The 20,423-nt window shown below is 58.0% G+C and carries 18 protein-coding genes and 1 pseudogene; 12 read left to right on the forward strand and 7 right to left on the reverse strand.

Features of this window, described 5'->3' with window-relative positions:
- The first annotated feature begins 34 nt into the window (after nucleotides 1–34).
- From ACSQ36_RS36715 to ACSQ36_RS36730, 4 genes are all read left to right on the forward strand, one after another.
- Nucleotides 35–784, forward strand: a complete 750-nt coding sequence (locus ACSQ36_RS36715; RefSeq protein WP_436185885.1) for an electron transfer flavoprotein subunit beta/FixA family protein — start codon at nucleotides 35–37, stop codon at nucleotides 782–784.
- A 22-nt stretch (nucleotides 785–806) separates the two neighbouring features.
- Entirely contained in the window at nucleotides 807–1,739 is a 933-nt protein-coding gene (locus ACSQ36_RS36720; protein ID WP_436185886.1) for an electron transfer flavoprotein subunit alpha/FixB family protein, read from the forward strand.
- 260 nt (nucleotides 1,740–1,999) lie between these two features.
- A complete protein-coding gene (locus ACSQ36_RS36725; RefSeq protein WP_436185887.1) occupies nucleotides 2,000–2,374 on the forward strand; it encodes a LysR family transcriptional regulator in 375 nt (124 codons plus the stop codon).
- A complete protein-coding gene (locus tag ACSQ36_RS36730) occupies nucleotides 2,350–2,871 on the forward strand; it encodes a substrate binding domain-containing protein (RefSeq protein WP_436185888.1) in 522 nt (173 codons plus the stop codon). The genes ACSQ36_RS36725 and ACSQ36_RS36730 overlap by 25 nt, the downstream gene beginning before the upstream one ends.
- Nucleotides 2,872–2,994: 123 nt before the next feature.
- Here the strand turns inward: ACSQ36_RS36730 and ACSQ36_RS36735 are convergent, their stop codons facing one another.
- The 4 genes from ACSQ36_RS36735 to ACSQ36_RS36750 all read right to left on the reverse strand — a co-directional run bounded on the left by ACSQ36_RS36735 (nucleotide 2,995) and on the right by ACSQ36_RS36750 (nucleotide 7,657).
- Nucleotides 2,995–4,170 (reverse strand): 12-oxophytodienoate reductase, encoded by a 1,176-nt coding sequence (locus tag ACSQ36_RS36735; RefSeq protein ID WP_436185889.1) that lies wholly within the window; start codon nucleotides 4,168–4,170, stop codon nucleotides 2,995–2,997.
- Nucleotides 4,171–4,972: 802 nt separating this feature from the next.
- Nucleotides 4,973–5,611: a glutathione S-transferase family protein gene (locus ACSQ36_RS36740; RefSeq protein WP_436185890.1), complete on the reverse strand. Its 639-nt coding sequence runs from the start codon at nucleotides 5,609–5,611 to the stop codon at nucleotides 4,973–4,975.
- Between the two features lie 122 nt (nucleotides 5,612–5,733).
- Nucleotides 5,734–6,267 carry a hypothetical protein gene (locus ACSQ36_RS36745; protein WP_436185891.1) on the reverse strand — a complete coding sequence of 178 codons (534 nt, stop codon included), beginning with the start codon at nucleotides 6,265–6,267 and terminating at the stop codon, nucleotides 5,734–5,736.
- Nucleotides 6,268–6,991: 724 nt separating this feature from the next.
- The gene (locus ACSQ36_RS36750) at nucleotides 6,992–7,657 is read right to left on the reverse strand and encodes a gamma-glutamylcyclotransferase (RefSeq protein WP_436185892.1); all 666 of its coding nucleotides are present in this window, start codon (nucleotides 7,655–7,657) and stop codon (nucleotides 6,992–6,994) included.
- 966 nt (nucleotides 7,658–8,623) lie between these two features.
- Between ACSQ36_RS36750 and ACSQ36_RS36755 the strand changes: the two genes are divergently transcribed.
- From ACSQ36_RS36755 to ACSQ36_RS36790, 8 genes and pseudogenes are all read left to right on the forward strand, one after another.
- On the forward strand, nucleotides 8,624–10,201 hold the full coding sequence (locus ACSQ36_RS36755) for an MFS transporter (RefSeq protein WP_436185893.1): 1,578 nt from the start codon (nucleotides 8,624–8,626) through the stop codon (nucleotides 10,199–10,201).
- A 100-nt stretch (nucleotides 10,202–10,301) separates the two neighbouring features.
- Complete coding sequence (gene egtB / locus ACSQ36_RS36760; protein WP_436185894.1) at nucleotides 10,302–11,552, forward strand: ergothioneine biosynthesis protein EgtB; 1,251 nt, start codon at nucleotides 10,302–10,304, stop codon at nucleotides 11,550–11,552.
- A complete protein-coding gene (gene egtD / locus ACSQ36_RS36765) occupies nucleotides 11,536–12,552 on the forward strand; it encodes an L-histidine N(alpha)-methyltransferase (RefSeq protein WP_436185895.1) in 1,017 nt (338 codons plus the stop codon). The genes egtB and egtD overlap by 17 nt, the downstream gene beginning before the upstream one ends.
- Nucleotides 12,553–12,628: 76 nt before the next feature.
- A complete protein-coding gene (locus ACSQ36_RS36770) occupies nucleotides 12,629–13,534 on the forward strand; it encodes a LysR family transcriptional regulator (protein ID WP_436185896.1) in 906 nt (301 codons plus the stop codon).
- 649 nt (nucleotides 13,535–14,183) lie between these two features.
- Entirely contained in the window at nucleotides 14,184–14,603 is a 420-nt protein-coding gene (locus ACSQ36_RS36775; protein WP_436185897.1) for a DUF3331 domain-containing protein, read from the forward strand.
- A 194-nt stretch (nucleotides 14,604–14,797) separates the two neighbouring features.
- Nucleotides 14,798–15,091, forward strand: coding sequence for a hypothetical protein (locus ACSQ36_RS36780; protein WP_436185898.1), 294 nt, complete (start codon nucleotides 14,798–14,800; stop codon nucleotides 15,089–15,091).
- A 133-nt stretch (nucleotides 15,092–15,224) separates the two neighbouring features.
- On the forward strand, nucleotides 15,225–15,446 hold the full coding sequence (locus ACSQ36_RS36785; RefSeq protein WP_436185899.1) for a hypothetical protein: 222 nt from the start codon (nucleotides 15,225–15,227) through the stop codon (nucleotides 15,444–15,446).
- A 157-nt stretch (nucleotides 15,447–15,603) separates the two neighbouring features.
- Nucleotides 15,604–16,341 (forward strand): annotated as a pseudogene (locus tag ACSQ36_RS36790) (MlaA family lipoprotein); the annotation flags it as partial.
- Between the two features lie 358 nt (nucleotides 16,342–16,699).
- On the opposite strand, the gene ACSQ36_RS36795 reads toward ACSQ36_RS36790, so the two are convergent.
- From ACSQ36_RS36795 to ACSQ36_RS36805, 3 genes are all read right to left on the reverse strand, one after another.
- Nucleotides 16,700–17,863 carry a porin gene (locus ACSQ36_RS36795; RefSeq protein ID WP_436185900.1) on the reverse strand — a complete coding sequence of 388 codons (1,164 nt, stop codon included), beginning with the start codon at nucleotides 17,861–17,863 and terminating at the stop codon, nucleotides 16,700–16,702.
- 701 nt (nucleotides 17,864–18,564) lie between these two features.
- The gene (locus tag ACSQ36_RS36800; protein ID WP_436185901.1) at nucleotides 18,565–18,786 is read right to left on the reverse strand and encodes a hypothetical protein; all 222 of its coding nucleotides are present in this window, start codon (nucleotides 18,784–18,786) and stop codon (nucleotides 18,565–18,567) included.
- A gap of 77 nt (nucleotides 18,787–18,863) precedes the next feature.
- Nucleotides 18,864–20,414, reverse strand: a complete 1,551-nt coding sequence (locus ACSQ36_RS36805; protein ID WP_436185902.1) for an efflux transporter outer membrane subunit — start codon at nucleotides 20,412–20,414, stop codon at nucleotides 18,864–18,866.
- Between the last annotated feature and the right edge of the window lie 9 nt (nucleotides 20,415–20,423).

The raw sequence follows: 20,423 nt of genomic DNA on the forward strand, positions 1-20,423 counted from the left end.
GGAAGATTAAACAGCCATAGCAAAGAGGTTTTGATTGAAAGTTCTCGTTCCAGTGAAGAGAGTGGTCGACTACAACGTGAAAGTGCGCGTGAAGTCTGATGGGACCGGCGTTGACCTTGCAAACGTCAAGATGTCGATGAATCCATTCGACGAAATTGCCGTTGAAGAGGCGGTGCGCCTGAAGGAGGCGGGTATCGCGACGGAAGTAATTGCGGTGTCAGTTGGTGTTTCGCAGGCGCAGGAGACGCTGCGCACAGCCCTCGCGATTGGGGCGGACCGTGCCATCCTGATTGAGTCCAATGAAGAGCTGCAGCCACTCGCGGTGGCCAAATTGCTCAAGTCGCTCGTCGATAAAGAGCAACCGCAACTCATCATCCTTGGCAAGCAGGCCATCGATGATGATTCGAACCAGACCGGGCAGATGCTCGCAGCGCTGGCGGGGATGCCGCAGGGCACTTTTGCATCGAAATTGACTGTGACGGACGGCAAAGCGCTGGTGTCTCGCGAAGTCGATGGTGGCGCAGAGGTACTCTCGTTGACGCTGCCTGCCGTCGTAACGACGGACCTGCGACTCAACGAACCGCGATACGTGACGTTGCCTAACATCATGAAGGCGAAGAAGAAGCCTTTGGAAACCCTCAAGCCGGAAGAACTGGGTGTCGATGTTTCGCCGCGGCTCAAGACGCTTAAGGTGGTCGAACCGCCTAAGCGCTCCGCCGGCGTCAAGGTTCCTGACGTCAAGGCACTGGTTGAGAAGTTGAAGAACGAAGCCAAGGTGCTGTGAAGAAATTCGGAGAAACAGGGAAATGACGATTCTGGTAATTGCCGAGCACGACAACTCGACCCTTAAGATGGCCACGCTGAACGCCGTTGCTGCCGCACAAAAGATAGGCGGAGAAGTTCACATCCTGGTCGCTGGTCTCAATGCGCATGGCGTAGCGGAGGCTGCCGCGAAGGTAACCGGCGTAAGCAGGGTTCTTCACGCAGATGCTTCTCATCTGGAGGCCGGGCTCGCGGAAAACATTGCGGAGACCGTTCTCGCTATTGCGGCAACCTACTCACACATTCTCGCCGCGGCTACGGCATCGGGCAAGAACGTCGCGCCGCGCATCGCTGCAAGACTCGATGTGGCGCAAATCAGCGACATCATCGGGGTCCAGAGTGCCGATACATTTCAGCGGCCCATTTACGCGGGTAATGCCATCGCTACGGTCCAGTCTCAGGATGAAATCAAGGTCATTACGGTGCGCACGACAGGGTTTGATGCGGTCGCGCCTGAAGGTGGAGAGGCTGTAGTCGAGACTATCGGCGCTGGACTGGATGCCGGAACGTCACAATTCGTGAGTCGCGAGGTGACCAAACTTGACCGGCCGGAGCTAACGTCGGCGAATATTATTGTGTCTGGCGGACGCGGGCTCGGCAGCGGAGAGAATTATGCGAAGGTACTTGAGCCGCTGGCCGACAAGCTTGGCGCAGCGCTTGGTGCTTCACGAGCTGCGGTTGATGCCGGCTTCGTCCCCAACGACTATCAGGTCGGCCAGACCGGCAAGATAGTCGCGCCACAGCTCTACGTGGCGGTTGGCATATCGGGTGCCATTCAGCATCTTGCCGGGATGAAAGACTCCAAAGTTATCGTCGCCATCAACAAGGACGCTGAAGCGCCTATCTTCAGCGTCGCCGACTATGGCCTCGTAGGGGACCTTTTCTCGGTGGTTCCAGAGCTGGCTGAAACGCTCTGATGGAGGGGAGGGGGCGGCCGCCGCATGGCGACGGAAATTCGCGTGGGTCCGGTGTTGGCTTCCTTTGACGCTGGGTTCGAGGCTTCTTTGCTGACGTTTTCAGGTGAAGGACGAATTTTTCGCGGACGCGGGTGTCGCGAATATTGTCCGCTAGTGACGAATAATTAATTCGGCGAGTTAATCTTTTGTGCGCCGGGTCAACCACGTATAGTCCGCCCGCTTCCTTTGGCTTGAGAAGTGCATGTTTAATGGAGCTCGCGATGATTGACCGCCCAGACGTATCGATTCCAGAAATTTCGGCATTCGAGGCGGTGGCACAGACGGGAAATTTCACGAAGGCAGCCCAAGTACTCGGTACTGGTAAATTACATGTTGGAAAAATTGTTCAACGTCTCGAAGAGCGATTAAATACCCGACTCTTCCAACGAACCACGCGGGCTGTTCGGCTGACAGAGGATGGTGAAACTTATCTGGTGGCGGTGCAGTCGGCGCTTGGCCGATTGCGCGAGGCGGAGCGGGAACTCGCGGCTCGCAAGAATGAGGTAGTTGGCAGAGTGCGACTGGACCTGCCGGCGTCGTTTGGAAGACTGCTTTTCCGACGTTTGCAACGTTGCGTCGCTGCTATCCGAAATTAACGCTTGAGCTTGCGTTCAGCGACAAGATGTCCGACCCGGTGGCGGACGGTTGGGACATTGTGGTGCGCATTGGTGAGCTTCCCGTAGACAGTGACATAACAGTGCGGAAGCTTTGCGAGACCCGCTTTGGTCTTTATGCATCCCCGGACTACGTCGCGGAACGCGGAGTTATCCATTCTATGGGCGATTTATCCGCTCACGATGCTGTCATTTTTCGAGGGACATCGGGGAGGCTACGGCCATGGGCGCTCAATGACAATGGCCACATTCGCAGAGTTGCGCCAGAGCCCGCGATTGTTGTTGAGAACGGTCAAGCGCTCATCGAGGCACTCTCGAACGGACTTGGCGTCTCTCAGCTTCTGGACCGAATCGCGCAACCCCATGTTGAAGCAGGCCGGCTTCAACACGTTCTGCCAAGCGGGGATGTCGACGGATTGCCGGTTCACGCCATTATTCCTTGGGTCAAAAAATGGCAACAAAGACACGTGCGGTCCTGAACCAGCTCGTGGAAGACCTCCTGCCCGATACCCCATAAGACAAACCTACCCGTTCTTTACGATTCACGGCGGGACGCGTGTCCCGCTGTTTCGATATTGACAACAGGCCGGCGCGGGAGTGCTTTAGATGAGTCCCTTCAGCACTTCCGGATTCCAGTTGTTCAACTGGTCGATGCGGCCTTCGCGAACCTTGTTCGCCCAGTCGGGATTGACCAGCATGCCGCGGCCCACGGCAATCAGGTCGAAGTCGCCGCGGTCGGCGAGTAGCAGCAGGTTGTCGAGCGATGCAACGTTGCTGCCTTCACCCATGAGCGTGTCGATATGCTCACCCGTCATGCCGATAGAGCCCACTGTAATGGTCGGCTTTCCAGAGAGCTTCTTCGTCCACGCGGCCAGGTTCTGGTCAGAGCCGAATTCGGTGTCCCAGAATCGACGTGTCGAGCAATGGAAGACGTCAACGCCTGCGTCCACCATGATGCGCGAGAATTCCTCAAGCTCCTCAGGCGTGTTGAAGTTCTTCGCCTTGAAGTCCTGCACCTTCCACTGCGAGATGCGCAGCGAGATGGCGAAGTCCGGTCCGGTCATGCGGCGAATATCAGCGATGGCGTCAGCAGCGAGGCGCGCTCGATTTTGCAGCGGACCACCCCACTTGTCCTCACGCTTGTTGGTACCAGGCCAGAAGAACTGGTCGAGCAGGTAGCCGTGCGCTGCGTGGAGTTCAACGCCATCGAAGCCAATCATTTTTGCGTTGATAGCCGCCTTGCCATAGGCTTCAACGATAGAGTCTAGGTCTGCAGGGAGAGCCGGAGCGCCGTCGAGTGTAGTCGGCTTGCCGATGCCGCCAAAGAGTCCAGACGGACCGACACGACGGGGCGGTCTGTAGTCCGCGCCCTTTGCTTCGTAAAGGCCGTCAACAGTGTGCTGCTTCATCTGGCCCACGTGCCAGAGTTGCGCAAGAATGGGCGTGCCTTCTGCATGCACCGCGTCCACAACCTTCTTCCAGCCTCCAAGCGCTTCCACGCCGTACATGCGGGGAACGTCCACTTCGTTGGCTGCTGCGTCGTGCGGGACCCACGTGCCTTCTGTGATGATGAGGCCGGCACCGCCGGCCGCGCGCTTGCGGTAATACTCGGCATTGGCCTCGCCAGGGACACCCGCCGGCGCCATGGTCCGCGTCATGGGCGACATGACGACGCGATTCTTCACGGGCAGGCCGCCAATTTGAACCGGCTCGAATAGCTTCGCGGTTCGTTCAGCGGCGATGGCTTCTACAGGTTTGTTGGAGGGGTGTGCGTTCATGTGAATCTCCTGCATCGGAATCCAGCTTTTGTTTTAGGGGAAGAGGGGCACCCGACTGTTACTGGGCGCAACGAGGCCTTTCCGGCGACACGACACCGAGAAAACCGCAACGATGTATTCGCTCCCGACTGGGTATAGGCGCGTCGAATCTGTTCTGTCCGGTTCACGAGCCTGATGCGGCATCTCATCATGGCGATGCGCCAGAGAGAGTGCGAACGGCCCTTGCCGCGATGAGCCGTTGAGGAAACGTTCGCGCTCGCTTAATACTGGCTTAGAACTCGGATGAGAAAAACCCCTTGTCGGGAGACTCTCTGTCGCTTCGCGGGAGTCAATCCTCTATTGCACCGTCCGCGGTTTCCGTTTATTCAGGGCGAGTTGGGACAAGAACGCGGCGCTCTCCCCATAGGGTCCAGAATCTATCCAACATCGCCGCAATTCGGGTCATGGAAAGGAACGTCGCGTAGCCATAGGGCGGTTACGGGCCATTTCCACGCGGTCCTCAAGCGAGGGCCTGACCGAGTCGGGATACCCTTCGAGTGGGGCGATAAAGCCAAATGTCAGTTTGCCAGGCTGGAAGACGCGGGAGAATCCACGGTGCGTCGCAAGGGCTGCCGGTAGCGATGCGAGCGGGTCGGATTCACTACGCTTGATATTCTCGTTCACGGCGGCCTGAATGATGTCGAGGTCTGCAGGGACAACACGTTTTTCGGCGCACTGCAGAACCAGGGCAGCGGCCGAAATCCAATAGAAAAACTCCCCGCCGCAGGGCGAGGAGCTATTGGTGCGAAACCGCTCGGCGGTATTATGCCGCCAGCAATTTCCTGTGACGTGCGACCAGTTCCGCTTCGTCCTTCAGAGCCTTTTGTGCCGACGGACGAGCCTCGACGCGAGCGACGTAGGCCATCAGGTTGGTCAGGTGGTCCAGGTTGACGCCCGAGCGCGCCTGCCACATCGTTGCCCACACGTAAGCGTCAGCAACGGTGAACTGCTCGCCGGTCAGGTACGAACGTCCGTCTGAGAGTTGCTTGTCAAGCACGCCATATGCAGTGAGCAGCTTGTTCGTGTGGAATTCGATGCCTTCTGGGGTCATCAGCTTGCGCATGAGGGGGATATGCTTCTGCGCGATTTCGGTGGCGATGAAGGTCAGGAGCTGGTCCATACGGGTGCGCTCAATCGTGCCGCGCTTCGGAATCAGGTTGGCTTCCGGATGCTGGTCCGCGAGGTAGGACGTAATAATGATGGTCTCGGTCAGAGCGGTTTTTTCGCCGTCGAGCACCAGTGCCGGAACGTACTGGAGCGGGTTGACGTCGGAAAAGTTGCTGCCGTCCGACGTGGATTTACCGAACACGTCGAAATGGACCAGTTCCGGCGACAGGCCAAGCTCGTTGGCGATTGCCTGCGCGGCGAGGGAGCAGGTGGCCTCAGCGATGTAGAGTTTCATTTGAGCGTCCTACGAGAGGATGGATGACCGGCGTGAGCCGGGTTTCGAGTGGTGCGTGCATCCTGCACCGTTGTGATGAAGTATGGGGAAAATGGAGGTTGCGATAAAGAGTCATTCGAGCGTCACTCTGTCGACTCAAGAGCGACAATGGTTCCGTCCACTTCCATTTTCGATAGCTGTGTGGCAACAGCAGCCAGGGAAAATATGGCCAGCGATATGCCGCATAGTAGGATGCCCGCTGTTCCGAATACGGCTGAAAATGCGGCTGCCATGGCAACTCCTGTGAGTACGCCGACGCAGCCGGAGCAGACATGCAATGCCGTCGTGACGTCGGGCTTGCCCGGAGCAATCGCACGCAGCGTGGAGTGCGTAACGAGCATGCCGCTGGAGTGCGCCGCACCCCAAGCCAGAACCGCTACCACGGTCTGGAAGTCAGGGCCGCGGGCGAAGATATAGAGCAGCAAGAAGGCTAGTGCCAAGGTGGCCGGGTTGATGAGTGCCACCAGGGCCGGATAGTCGCGCAAAAGCCGCCCGCTGATGACAGCGCCCGCGATTCCGCCAATGCCGAATAAAACCATCAACAGACTGGCCGACTCGAAGTCGATTGCAGGCCGGTCGGTGAGAAGGTGCAGGGAGTTGCTGAAGACGGAGAACATCGCTGCGTATTGCAGCGATGTCGCCGCTAACGAAACCCATACGACACCCGAGAGCCGAATTAAAGGTGCAGGTGCAGACACTGACATGTGAGGCGGGCTTCTGCGCCGATGCCAGAGCATCATGCATATGCCGATGGCTGCAGTGAGATAGGCGGCGGCGACAAATGATACGGGTTCGGGCAACTTCGTCGATAGCCAGGTCGCCATCGGAAGCCCGAGGATGAGGCCGAACAGTGCGCCTCTCGCGGCGAAGGAGCCGCGCGTGGGCGAACTACCGGGTCCATCATGTGCAGTAGTGCTTGAAACCGCGCCTGCGAGAAGTACGGGATGAAGAAGCGCCGGATGAAGGGAGAGCGAAAAGCTTGCCAATCCAAAGACTGACCCAAATACTGGACTGGTTGCGCAAAGACAACTGCAAACCGCAAGGCAGAAGAGGACCGCCGTAAGCATACGCGCTCTCTTTTCTGCGGGCAGACACAAGGCCGCCGGCGGTGCCAGTAGACTGGCGACTAGAACGAGAGCGCCCATGTAATTCCCTTAAATAAGGAATACCTAGTCCGTGCCCAGAACGTCTGGCCTCGACATATATCCCACATTTCGAAGGTTCAGTTGACGGGACGAAATCCTGTGTAACGAATGTAGCGCGGCCACGAGTCGAGAAAAAGCCGTCTCTAGCGAATTGAGATTTCGCCGCTGTCTGACAAACCTGCGCGGTGCCGGTTGATTACCTGGGGCTTTGGCCGAGCTGTATCAGTTCGGCGGCAAGCTCGTCTATGTAAGGGTCTCGCATCTGGCAGTCAGCGAGCGCGCATTGCAGCTTGAACACATACTCCGCGTTAGTTCCAAGTGAACCGGATGCCGCGGCCATGAGTGGTGCAATCGTCTCGGGCTGTGCGTCGGCCTCGAATTGGGACTGCTCAGGATTTGCAACGAACACGAGGGCCGTGGCCTTTCCCCCAGTCCGAAAAGTGACCGGAGCCCACGTGGGTGTGTACGCACCCGTTACCATTTCGCGAGTCCAGAGAACACGCAGTTCATCGTTCAGGGTGGCTTGTGGAATGCGTAAGGCTACGCCTTCGGTGCTACCACTGGGCTTGAGCGAGAGCATCCTCCCTGGCTTCTCAGGGCTGCCGCGGCCGGCGATGAGCCGGATACAGAAACTGCGATGCCAGCCGTCAAGCGTTGCGACGACGCGCTTGTCGTATTCGGAGATGGGATTCCACATCAACGAGCCGTAAGCAAAAACCCAAAGGTCACCTTGGTCCGGCCGACGCGACATGGTTTCTGCGAGCGACTGGTCGATTTTGGCTTGGGTCCAGAGAATATCTTTCGGCAGAGAGTCGAAGCTCTCGAGATAAGCTCCAGAACTGATAGCAGTTCGGTTCAACATGGCATTTGTCTCAATATGACCGGCAGAGCAGTGCTCATAGGCGAGGGTGCACGCGCGGTCGACTGACGCATTCGCGTCAGCTTGAGCGACGGCCGGTCCGGCGAATCTTTAAGTTGTTCTCAGGAATTAGTCTGAGAGTGTGATTTGCAAGTATGGTGGTCGACGGCCGCCAGATAAACCCGCATACGGGAGACGCAGCGTCCTCGTAGAAGCGACAATGAGACGAGTGAAGCTGACTGCCGAAAGTCACTGTTGATTGTCCGAGGAGGCCGAGTAGTCTGTTTCTTAGAAGCATTATGAACAAAGTATGCACGGACTGCCCCATGCTCGATGGCGAACGGGTTTCGCCGGGTTGGCAATACTACCAGGCCAACTGCCCACCTCCCGGGAAGCAGTTACTCATCGGGAGGTGGACAGAACCCTTTTCAGTCCCTGACGCTGAATGTGAGGCGCCACTATTCGTCAACCAGTAGAGCGTGATGTTCTCGAGAATCTGGTCCTATGGGAAAACGTCTTCGGGGACGCCGTTGCTGTCGCTCCATGCGCCGAGCTTCTCGACCGGTTACAGCTGCGCGCCTTGGGACTGGTCATCACCGTCTCGCACTTGGGAACGCGGATAGCGTCCAGACGCTTTTTCAGGTCATCGAGGTCGACTGCGAAATGTCAACCCGAAACGGGTTGATGTTCATCGTCGAACCTTGCTTGTGAAAACCTGTGTAGGGAAACCATCCTTAGGCGAGCAGGCGGATTTCAGAAAGATGCGTCCAGAGTCGCTTGAGGCGAGGCAGTTGGCGAATCTCCCGTTCGGTGCGGAGAAAAGCATTGTCGCTTATGGGGAGACGCTCTAACCACTGTGGCGTTGTTTATCTTCGGCGATTCGTTGTTCAGAATGACGCGCTTCGAAGGCCTCATCTCACGTGAGCCCGTCGACGTGCTTCGCAATCCAATCACTCCACAGGTTCATCGATGAATACTGCAACGACATCCGGAACAGATAGTAACAAGCTGCTAATCCTTGCAGCCGTCTGTCTTTCCGCGCTAGTTTTGCCACTTGCCTTTTCAGGAGGCGCTGTCGCTACGCCAGCAATCGGGCGAGACCTGGGCGGCAGCCCCGCCATGTTGACCTGGGTGACTAACGCGTTCATGCTGAGCTTCGGTAGCCTGCTGATGGCCGCCGGTGCGTTGGCTGACCAGTTCGGGCGCAAACGACTCTTTGTTCTCGGGCTGGGTGGCTTCATCATCACTTCGTTCGCCATGAGCTTCGCGCCGTCGGTATTATGGCTCGATATTTTGCGTGGCATACAGGGTATCGCCGCTGCGGCGTCGCTCTCGAGCGGCGGCGCATCGCTTGCGCAGGAATTCGATGGCCATGCCCGTACGCGGGCTTTCAGCATGCTCGGCACGAGTTTCGGTATCGGTCTCGCGTTTGGTCCGCTGATGGCGGGCGCGCTCATCGAGCAGTTTGGTTGGCGCTCGATTTTCCAGGTCATCGCAGCAATCGGCGTTGTCGCCTTCATCTTTGGCGTGCCGCGCATGCGCGAGACGCGCGACCCCAATGCATCGGGTCTCGACTATCCGGGCACGGTCACCTTTACGGCAACGCTCGCACTTTTCACGTTCGGCGTGATTCAGGCGCCGGAGAGCGGATGGGGCAGCCCGCTTGTTGTGACGCTACTTCTTGCATCAGCCGTCTTTCTCGCAGCGTTCATCATGGTCGAGACGCGCGTCAAGCGTCCGATGCTCGAGTTGAGCCTGTTCAAATATCCCCGCTTCGTCGGCGTGCAGATTTTGCCGGTCGGCACCTGCTATTGCTACATCGTTCTCATCGTCATGTTGCCGTTGCGTTTCATTGGCGCGGAAGGGTTGAGTGAAATCGACGCTGGCATGCTGATGATTGCACTCTCTGCCCCGATGCTCGTCGTACCGATGCTGGTCGCTTCGTTCACACGCTGGATGTCTGCCGGTGTGCTTTCCGGCATCGGTTTCCTGATTGCTGCCGCTGGACTTTACTGGTTAAGCCTGGTTGATTTTAGCGGTCCGAAGGCCGAGCTCATCCTGCCGATGTTGGTGATTGGCATTGGTGCAGGTATGCCGTGGGGTCTTATGGACGGTCTGTCGGTCAGCGTGGTGCCGAAGGAGCGCGCAGGTATGGCCTCGGGCATCTTCAGCACGACCCGCGTAGCAGGTGAAGGTATCGCTCTCGCAATCGCGACTGCAATTCTTGGGGCGTTAGCGCATACCGGTCTTTCCCGCGTCGTTCCTGGGAACGGTGGTGACATCTCCGCTCGTGTTGCCGAGGCAGCGCAACGTGTGACCGCTGGTGACATGGTGCATGCCGCATCGACCTTGCCGGAGGTAACCCGGCATGCGTTGTCGTCAAGCTATGCGGACGCGTTCACGAGCCTTCTGCACGTTCTGATTGTTATCACGTTGCTGTCGGCTTTCGCCACCTTCGCGTTCCTGAGCAAGACTCCGGCGCAGGATGACGAGCCGGGTGCGAAGTCTGACAGGAAGGATGTCGTTGAAGAGGCTGTCAGCGCATAACGCTCGAGTGGCGGCGCTGAAGGGGCTGTCCCGCAATGGGGTAGCCCCTTTTCGCATCAGTCGAGTCAATCGGGCTTGACTGTTCTAGATGGGCGAATTGATGACAGACAAGGACACAATGACTTTTTTCGTCTCGAAGCTGCAACGAAATTACCGCGAGGTGCGCGAACGCAGCGTGGAGCTGGCGGAGCCTCTCACGGCGGAAGACCAAAGTGTTCAGTCGATGCCGGACGCAAGTCCAACGAAATGGCATCTGGCGCACACAACCTGGTTCTTCGAGACGGTTGTGCTCATGAAGCACGCTGCTGGCTACGTGCCGTTTAACGAGAAATACCAGTATCTGTTCAACTCATATTATGAGGCGCTCGGCCCGCGTCACGCCCGGCCGATGCGGGGGCTGTTGTCCCGGCCGTCGGTAGAAGAGGTGCTTCGGTATCGCCACCACGTGGACGAAGCGATGCTTCGTTTGTTGACCACTTCGGATGTTGTGACGCTGTCCCAGCTTGAGCCAGTTATCGTGCTGGGGTTGAATCACGAGCAGCAGCATCAGGAGCTTCTTCTTACTGACATCTTGCATGCGTTTTCGTGCAATCCAATGCTGCCAGCGTACGCGAACGTGCCCGCGGTACACGCAGACGAAGATATTTCAAGGGAAACTCGGGCTGTCCGGTGGCTTAGGCAAGCTGGCGGTGTAGTTGACATCGGTTTCGGCGGCCAGGGATTCGCGTTCGATAACGAGTCTCCGCGCCACAAGGTATTGCTGCGCCCCTACGAAATAGCAGACCACCTCGTGAGTAACGGCGAATTCGCCGACTTTGTAGCCGACGGAGGATATGAGCGCCCCGAGTTCTGGTTGTCGGACGGCTGGGCGATAGTCCAGCGGGAAGGCCTGAAGGCGCCTGCTTACTGGATTGCAACAGCGGAGCCGGCTGACGCGCCATGCTGTCTCAGCGTGTGGGAGCAGTATGGTTTGCAGGGGCTGCACCCGCTGGTGTCGAGTGCGCCGGTTTGTCATATCAGTTTCTACGAAGCCGCTGCGTACGCAGAATGGGCGGGCGCGCGGCTGCCGACGGAATTTGAGTGGGAAGCAGCGTTCCACGCCCCGGGTATCCAGCACATGACCGGTCAAGTCTGGCAGTGGACCCGTTCCTCCTATGACCCATATCCGGGTTTTCGGCCGTTGCCTGGTGTGGCGGCCGAATACAACGGCAAATTCATGGTTGGGCAGCAGGTGCTCCGCGGTGGCAGCAGTGCCACGCCGAAGGGGCATACACGAGCGAGCTATCGCAACTTCTTCCCGCCGGCGACACGCTGGCAATTCTCGGGAGTGCGTCTTGTCAGAGACATCTGAAATTCAAGCGCTACTGGACAGTGAGCGTGAGCTGATTCAGGCCATTCGGAAGAGCGATTTTGGGCGCGACCTGCTCGCTGGACTGTCGAGGTCGCCTCGCAATATTGCGCCAAAGTATTTTTATGACGCGGCCGGCTCAGCTCTCTTCGAGCGAATTTGCGAGCTGCCGGAATACTACCCAACTCGGACTGAGCTCGACATTCTGCGCTCGAACGCATCGCAAATTGCTATTCAGATGGGCGCGCATGTGAATATCATCGAGTTCGGGGCGGGCTCACTCGAGAAAATCCGTGTTCTACTTGATGCCTTCCAGCCGGATAGGGCCCCGGACCGATTCATTCCCGTGGACATTTCCGCCGAACATCTACGGGATTCCGTCCAGAGTCTGCGCCGCGCATACCCGTGTCTTGAGGTTCTGCCCATCGCCGGCGACTACATGAAGCCCGAACAGCTCGCAGATATTGAGGAGATGGGCGGTCGCAAGGTGGGCTTTTTCCCGGGCTCGACCATTGGGAATTTCACGCCACACGAGACCGTAGCTTTCCTGTGCCGTGCGCAGAAGATGTTGGCAGGCGGCGGTTTGCTAGTAGGCGTTGACCTCGTGAAGGAGGTGCAGACTTTGCATCAGGCCTACAACGATAGTGAAGGGGTAACGGCAGCATTCAACCTCAATCTGCTCGTGCGCGCGAATGCGGAGTTGCGAGCGGACTTTGACCTGTGCGGCTTCAGGCATCACGCGTTCTATAACGAGCCCATGCAGCGCATCGAGATGCATCTGATGAGCCTGCGCCAGCAGACCGTCCGCGTTGCGGGCTACGACTTCCGTTTCGAGGAAGGCGAGACCATCCACACGGAGAATTCGCACAAGTTCACGGTCGAGGGTTTCCGCGGGATTGCGACAGCCGCCGGATTCAGGCCCGGTCCTGTCTGGACGGATGACGCGGGTCTGTTTAGCGTTCACTGGCTGGAAAGCCCGAGCGCCACGCCTAGGCCGTGGTGACTGCACAGCGGTTACTCGCAGGCTGTAGGCGCCTGATACAGTTCGTTTTTCCCACCTTGCGCAACGGGGTTAAGAGATGAGTGAGCGGGTAGATGCACCCATAAACGAGATAGCGGTATTTGTGGCGGTTGCCCAAACCGGCAGCTTCACACGCGCAGCTGAAGAAATCGGTAGCAGCAAGTCCAATGTTGGTAAGGCGGTCCAGCGCCTTGAGGCCCGACTCGGCTCGCAGCTCTTTCAGCGCACGACCCGCGCGGTCCGGCTGACCGAAGACGGCGAGACGTATCTCCTTGCTGCGCAGGAGGCGCTCGAAGGTCTCCGGGAAGCGGAGCAGCAGCTCGCATCGAGGCGAGCTGAGCCTGCCGGGCGGGTCAAGATTGACCTTCCGGCGGGATTCGGACGTCTGTTGCTGCCGAGCTTCATTCAGCTCCGGGAAAAGTACCCGAAGCTCACGTTGGAGATGGCGCTTACTGACCGGATGTCTGACCCCGTGGGGGAAGGTTGGGACATTGTTGTTCGCATCGGCGCATTACCGGATGACAGCGAATTTACCGTGCGCAAGCTTTGCGTGCTAAGGCTTGGACTGTACGCATCGCCGGAGTATCTCGCGCGCCGCGGCGAAGTAAAAATGCTCGCGGAACTGGCCGAACACGACGCTATAGTTTTCCGTGGCCCAACGGGGCGACTACGTTCTTGGACCGTGCGAGAAAACGATACCGTGCGGGAAATTGTGCCGCACCCTGTGCTCGTACTTGCTGACGGGCAGGCGCTTGTCGAGGCGGCAGTGGCGGGTTTCGGCATTACGCAGATTCACGACCGTGTCGCACTTCCGCATGTGCGTGCCGGTCGTCTTGTACAACTGCTGCCCGAAGCGGATGTCGACGGGCCGCCCGTGCATGCCATCATTTCGCTCGGTCAGAAGATGGCGGCCAAGACCAGGGCAGTGGTGAATCATCTTGCTGAAACGCTGCAGACAGGATAACAAACAGGCATACGGTCGGATGCCTGACCCTGATGCCGGGCAAACTTGACCTGGTTCGTGGTGGCCCTGGCGGTTTGAAGAAGGCGTCGGTGCCGCCGATTTCGGCAGTGCCCGCGCGACAGACTCGCGTGACGCGAAGCCCGCAGCCCTGCGCGTGGCAAATCAGCGACGCCTTCCAGTCCAAGTGGTACGACGGGTTGCTACCCCACGAATTGCTGGCACCAACTCCTGGTACTCCCTCGCTTTCAGTTGCTCCAGTGACGTCGAGCAACAATGGAGCAGTATTGCTCTTGACGGTTAATCCTATGAGCACGACATGATGTGCTGATTGGAAAATCATATTTTCGCCAATTCAGAACAATCTATTTCCTGAGTCTTACTTTGCATCGCGATTAATTTGACTGTCGCTACTCAGGCTACACACTAACCACTCCAATGACCTTTATCTGAAGTCTGAAAGGTCTCAGAATTGCGAGCATCGGTTGAGTTGAAAAATACATGAAGTTAGACAACATCCTTTGCTGGATGACAGGTGTCACCAACGAAGCGTTTCTACTGGCATGCGGTGCTTTGCGCAGATGACGCTGACAGGTGTCGTAGCGCGCACAAGAGGAAACGCAAGGGTAGTGGCTGGTTCCAGGAGCAGACAATGCGCTTTCTCGAATACCGGATGGACCCGTGGGGCCACCTGGTTGGCGAGCTGCGTGCTTCTTCGAAGGGGCTACAGCACGACGCCGACCGGCGATTTTCCACGATACAGGCTCCGCTGAGCACGCGGCGGATATACAAGCCGTGTCCACAGCTTGTCGTGAACATCGTGGAGCGGACGGGCCCGACGTCGGCCACCGTGACCTGGAACGAACCTAGTTGCCGGTATGGCTACCAGACCTGGCGAGCCGTGGTATCTCGCGTTTCAGGCGTCTGTGTCGTCAGTGGCAAGACCATTCGAAAGGGGGGCATGGTGTTTCGCCCTCGGGCAAGGCCTGTTCCTTTGAACGTGAACGCGATGATTCTCGAGTCGGTGGTGGATAGACTCGCGCCGTTAATGGAAGAAAGCGAACACATGTAAATGGTTTGCCGGGTGCTTGTCTGGACGTCAGCCGGATTGTTCGGTAACCGCAAGAAATCAATTCGGCAAACTAACCTTTATCGGGAGCGATGGCACGGCTAAGCTTCATTTGCCTGGTGGCTAGGTGCCTCCAGAAGCCAAACGAAGGGGTCTTGCCATGAGCAACGCTTTCACTCATCAAACTGGAGATTCAAATGGTTTCACGACTTCTGCGCGTTTCGCTCGCGCTGATTCTGGCCGGCGCCGCGAGCGCCGCTCTCGCGGAGGGCGGCGCAGGCATTGGGCACGCAGGAACGTATCCGCCGCAGTACGGGCCGAATACGCCGTCAAACAAGGACCTGCTCGACGTGCGGAAGGAAAAGCGCGAGCAGGCTAACCGTGCAGTGGTAGCTGATGCATCGTCAGATGTGGGTGGCACGGCCAACGTAGTATCGCAATCAGGCGTGGCAAGGGCAACGGCAGCGCCGGCGATTTACAGCCATCATTAAGCGGAACGTCGTGCCAACGCGGGAGCGTTGGTACGACGGAACCCACCTCCCATTTCTCGAACGTTTAGGGTCCCGCGATAGCTGGAGCACATTTCGACATGGCGGAGGTATCTGAGTCTGCCATGGAGACAAAATGGCTATCGCAGCAATCGTAGTGGGTTTTCTGGTGAGCATCATAGGTGGTCCGAGTCTGCTGCACCACCGGTCTACAACGCAGGTCGAGCACCTACAGCAATCAGAGGAAGTGCAGCATTCGCAACTGCCGCCGGAACAGCAGAGCCCGCTAGCGCCTATGCAAGGTGTCGATAAGGCGCCGAAGTCCGCATCGGTGATGAAAGAGAGTAGCGCCTCCTGACCCCGAAGACCCAGGTTTTGGTACCGACGGCTGCCGAAAGAGTGCCGCGGGTAGCTTCGTTCGCGACTTGTCGGCGGAAACGGGCAGCGACACAGAATTATAGAAGGAAGCAGCAGAGATGAAGAAGTTGTGGAGCACGCGCGTTGCAGGTGCCCTTATGACAGTGGCCGCGATAACGGGGGTGGCTGGATGTGCAACGGGACCCGACCGAAAGGCGTCGGACCCGCTCGAACCCATGAACAGGGCGGTTTTCTCGTTTAATGAAGGCCTCGACCGGCATGTTGCGAAGCCCGTGGCTACGGGTTACACGAAGGTAACGCCAGAGCCCTTGCGCACCGCAATCGGCAACTTCTTTTCGAACCTCGGTGACATTGGCAATTTCGCCAATAACCTCCTGCAATTTAAGCTGACAGCGGCCACCGAAGATTTGATGCGGTTCGCGTTCAATTCCACCTTTGGTCTTGGCGGCTTGCTCGACTGGGCGACGACCGCAGGTTTGCCAAAACATCATGAGGATTTCGGGCTTACGCTCGGACACTATGGAGTACCAGCGGGGCCCTATTTGGTGCTACCGCTATTTGGGCCAAGTTCCGTGCGTGATGCAAGCGGCTGGATTGTTGCGAGTACGCTCACCCCTACGACTTATCTGGCGGTTGAGGCCGGTGCACCTCTCTTTGGGTTGAACGTTGTAAGTACTCGCACCGAGATGCAGAGTGCGACTGACCTTCTTGACCAGGCGGCTCTCGACAAATACAGCTTCGTGCGGGATGGATATATTCAGCGGCGTGCATACCTGTTGAATGACGGTAAGGCTTTGCCCTCGTACGAAGAGCCTGCCGATAGCGTCGACGATTTGGCAGCTCAGGCGCCGCCTGATGGCGGAGCCGCGCGTGCTTCGAAGTAGGGATGAGGGATTGGACTGATGGATGGCGCAATAACCCGCAAAGAGGGTCACGTTGCAATGTCTGGCTTTGACATTGCAACGCAGGTCGACTGCGCAATCTGCGGGTCGACGGATATTTCAGTGGTCGGCGACGAAGAGGCAAGGGCGACGTTCGAGTTTGTCAGGGGTGGCCGCACGGATAGCACATGGCTTGCAACTCCGGCTCTGGTAGTCTCGTGTGCCGAGTGCGGCGTAACCTACGAGTTGCAATCCTGATTCGATTTGATGGGCGAAAAAAAAGCGCGAAGGCTGCAGTCATCGCGCTTTTTTTTCCGCTGGTCGGGCCAGAAAATTGGCCCGACTTCAGAGGTTAGAACTTGTGGCGGATGCCCACGATTGCGATTTCCTGATGGCTCGTCCCGGCATATCCATAAGACCCAATAGATGCCTGGGCACTTTGCGTGGTACGGCCACCGGTTGCCGCATCGTAGACGGATTGCGTGCCGCTTGCGTGCTGGTAAGCCGCCATAGCGTAGAAATCGGTACGCTTGGACAGCGCGTAGTCAGCACCCAGCGAGGCCTGGTGATAGGAAGCGGACGTGTCGCCGCTCGCCTTCATGTAGGTGTAACCGGTACCCACGAGCAACGCGGGTGTGAGTTGATACGCTGCAAAGACGTTGCCGATATTGAACCGCTCGGTCTCGCTGTAGCTGGACTTACCGTCCGGGCTGTAACGCGCGTTGCTGTACGAGAGGCCAACCGTAGCGGAGCCAAAGACGTACTGGCCGGCGACCCGTGCGATGCCGATGGAATGGGCAGTCGCGTAGCCGTTATTGACCGGGCTGTTGAAGAGTGAGTCGGAAGACTGGCTATTCCAGCCTGTCGTACGATTAGCCGTCGGGTTGTTCGCGTAGAAGTAGCCCGCAGCCAGCGACACCGGGCCATTGTTGTACGTCGCCGCACCGCTCCACGTCTGACCCTGGCCAGTCGTTCCCGCGCCATTGCTGAAGCCGTAGAGGCCTTCGAACTGCAACCCTGCATAAGTCGGCGAGACATACTTCACCGCGTTGGAAGTGCGCAGACTGTTGTCGTAGTTGTCGACATCACCCGGCGTCGCGAAGATGCCGCCGAAGAAGTTGTCTCCCGTAATACCCTGAACCATGTCGACAAGTGGGTCGTACTGACGGCCGAGTGTGACGGTGCCGTACTTGTCGCTGGTCAGTCCGACAAAGGCCTGTCGACCGAACTCGCGGCCACCCTGATTCAGTCGGCCGGTACCCGGGTCAAAGCCGCTTTCCAACTGGAAAACTGCCTTCATCCCACCGCCAAGGTCTTCGGAACCTTTGATACCCCAACGATTGCCGCTCATGTTGCCGTTAATCATCCCCACCTGTTTCTTGTTGCCATCGGCGTTGTGAACATAGCCGATGCCCGCGTCGATGATGCCGTAAAGCGTGACGCTGGATTGCGCGTGGGCTGCTCCCGTGAAGCCAGCGAGCGCAATTGCGAGAGGGGTCAATACGTACTGCTTCATATCTTCGTTCTCCAGATGTTTTAATCGTGTCGGTAAGACGAACGTAAAGATAGCGTGTCAAAACGATGGCGATAAACGACAAAGTGTTGGGTGTATCAGGGGCGCTACGAAAAAATGGACGTTCGTGTCGCTTGATAAAGTTGAAGATGGAATCAGGAGAGAGCTAAATGCCTGTATTCATTGAACTCGCTAGGCATTTGTCAGGCGCTGTTCGGAATGAGCGAAAAGACTATTCGCAAGCTAGGTCTTCCGAATGGAAGCTCGGCGGGGTACCCTTCATTCAACCCTATCTCCTGGCAGTTGTTGCCTTGGGCCAGGGACTTCACGCTCATCACGCGAAGTCCCGATTCTCCTTCCCCATCGTTACCGCCTGTCCGAGATTTCAATCCAGGACAATTTTCAATTAGTATAGCGAATCGATGCACGTGAGAACGCGCGTGGGTGTTGTTCTATTTGTTGTGGGCGAACACAGCATTCGTGCACCGGGACCTTACATGGCGGTTCCGCACGCGATAAGATGCGGCCAGCCTAAGTGCTTCCCGCAAGTTGTCACCCGGGCTCGGGGTTTCGCTCACAAGGCGGGCCCCGTCTCAATCCGTCGTTCTCTTGAGCTATTCGCTCCGCCCACTCGCCGAAATCGCGCTTCAACCTTGCTGCCGGTCCCTGATTGGTGGCGAGCGGCATACTCACACTCCCGTCCCCTAGAAAAACCATACGCATCGAACTGCGTCGGCGGTCGCCAGAACGATTGCCATGCCTATCGCCAGCACCGCTGCGGCGAAATAGAGAAGCGATGCGATGATGGCGATTCGTAGCATCCTTGCTGCAAAGGTGACCTTAACTGAAAGTATCGGTCTGCAGATGGCACGATGCAGCCAGTTAAATGGTGTTCCGAGAATCGTGTGCGGCACGGTGGATTTCATGTCGTCGCTCCATAAAGCGACAGGCCCATTTGATACTTTAGATGGGCCTGTGTCATGCATAACTCAAAACTGCTTCGTTACTTCTGTGCGACCGCTGTTTGCACTGGAGCTGCGGGCGCTACCTGTCCCACGGCCGGCTGGGTAGGTTGGGGAACCACGTCACCCCAACCGCCGCCAAGCGCGCGAATCAGGTTGACCGTGGAGGTGGCCTGCACACCCTGCAGTTGCACAGCTGCCCGGCGAGCCTGCAAGACCGTACGCTCCGAATCAATGACGTCCAGATAGTTGACTGCGCCTTCGGTGTACTGCGAGCGCGAGAGGTCTGCTGCACGTTGTGATGCCTTGACCGCTTCGTTTTGCGTTTGCGTCTGGTCTTCCAGGATGCGCATGTCTGACAGGTTGTCTTCGACTTCCTGGAAGGCCACGAGAACCTGCTGCCGGTAGTTCGCAACGTCCTCCTCATAGACGGCGCGGGCGTTCGCGAGGTTGCCCTTGCGGCGGCCGCCATCAAAAATCGGGATGTTCAACGCCGTACCAGCAAGCGGACCGAGCAGGAACGCCCGGCTGCTCCACTTGAAGAGGTCGCCGATGGTCGCCGATTCGAAACCGCCCGTACCCGTGATGGTGAGAGAGGGGAAGAACGCCGCTTTCGCGATACCGATGCGCGAGTTTGCCGCGGCCATCGAACGTTCTGCAGCAGCGATGTCCGGCCGACGCTCGAGCAGCGAAGATGGCAGACCCGGCGGCACGCGCAGGTTGACCGGCCTAATTGGGTCGGCCGCCATCGAGAACTCCGCCGGCGCCTTGCCGAGCAACACCGCGAGGCTATGCTCAGAGGCGGCTCGAAGACGCTGCACGGTCATTGCATCCGACTGCGCAGTGGCCAATTCCGCTTTGGCACGCGAGAGGTCGAGCTCAGTGATTTCGCCTTCCGTGTAGCGACGCTGCACCAGTTTTAGCGCCTGCTGACGCAGCTCGACGGCGTTCCTGAACACCTCGGACTCGGCGTCGAGTTCACGGAGCGCAAAATAGTTCTGCGCGACATCAGCCTGTAGAGCAAGCATCACCGAGCGAAAGAGTGCCTCGCTGCGCTGCGTGTCGGCACGCGCCGCGTCAACTGTCGACGCGACACGACCGAACAGGTCGACTTCATACGAAGCGCTCGCCTGAGCGCGCCAGAACGTCTGCTGCGGCACATTCGTGCCATCCGACTCAAACTGGGAAGCGGCGGAGACTCGCTGCCTCGTCGGACCAAAGCCGGCGTCGAGCGAGGGGAAGAGCCCTGCGCGCGCTGCCTGGTTCATAGCCCGTGCTTCCTTCACGCGAGCCGCCGCGGCTTTGAGATTCTGGTTCGCATCCAGCGCCTGCTGTTCGAGGTCGTTCAGCTTTGCGTCCTCGAACACTTTCCACCACTCACCACGTGCGAGGTCTTCCGACGGTTGCGCCGTCTTCCAAGTGCCAGCTTCTTCTGGCGACAACGGCTGCTGCGGTGCCTCTTTAAAGGTCGCAATCGTCGGTGTGGACGGCACTTCGTACTTCGGCGCCAGCGAGCAACCGGCCAGAACCAGGAGGGTGCTCAGAAGCAAGGAGCCGGTAAAACCCTTCTTCATCAAAAAAATTCCTTTCATGACGGTTTC

Source organism: Caballeronia sp. LjRoot34 (assembly GCF_964253815.1).
In the GTDB taxonomy this organism is placed as follows: domain Bacteria; phylum Pseudomonadota; class Gammaproteobacteria; order Burkholderiales; family Burkholderiaceae; genus Caballeronia.